Origin of the sequence: Streptomyces bugieae (assembly GCF_036352915.1) — a bacterium.
GTDB lineage: Bacteria > Actinomycetota > Actinomycetes > Streptomycetales > Streptomycetaceae > Streptomyces > Streptomyces endophytica.
In genome coordinates, this window is the sequence record NZ_JAZBJP010000137.1 from 1 (window position 1) to 464 (window position 464).

1 protein-coding gene is annotated in these 464 nt (G+C 72.6%); it reads right to left on the reverse strand.

The features are described from left to right. Positions 1-464 (reverse strand): ubiquitin family protein (locus tag V2J85_RS40560; RefSeq protein WP_330824385.1); only part of this gene is annotated, 464 nt, incomplete at both ends.

Below are 464 nucleotides of genomic sequence, written 5' to 3' on the forward strand. Positions count from 1 at the left end.
GCGAACGACATCGGCAGGGAGGTGGCGCCGGATCCGTCGGGCACCAAATACAGCGAGCCGGCGAAGACCAGCGGCATCGACACCGCGGCGATCCAGGCCGACGTGCCGGTGGCGGGCGGCCGGTGCGCCACCAGGCAGGCCAGCAGCACCCCCATCGCGCCGAGGGCCAGCACCGCCGCGGACACCGCGGGTTGGGCGGCCCAATGTGCCAGCACGCCCGCCAGCGTGACGGCGGCGGCCGCGGTGACACCGAAGCCGGCCAACACGTTGGCGTTGTCCGTGAACCAGCTCCGCACGGTGCCGGCCCCGTCCTCTGGGCTTTGGGTGTCGTCGACGTCGTCGAACAGCAACGGGCTGACCGGCTGGCCCGCCGCGCAGATCATCAACAGGTCGCCGTCGTAGACCCCTGCTTCGCCGAGCGACAGGTGCGGGGCGATCGGTTCGCCGCCGAGCGGGGCCAATGT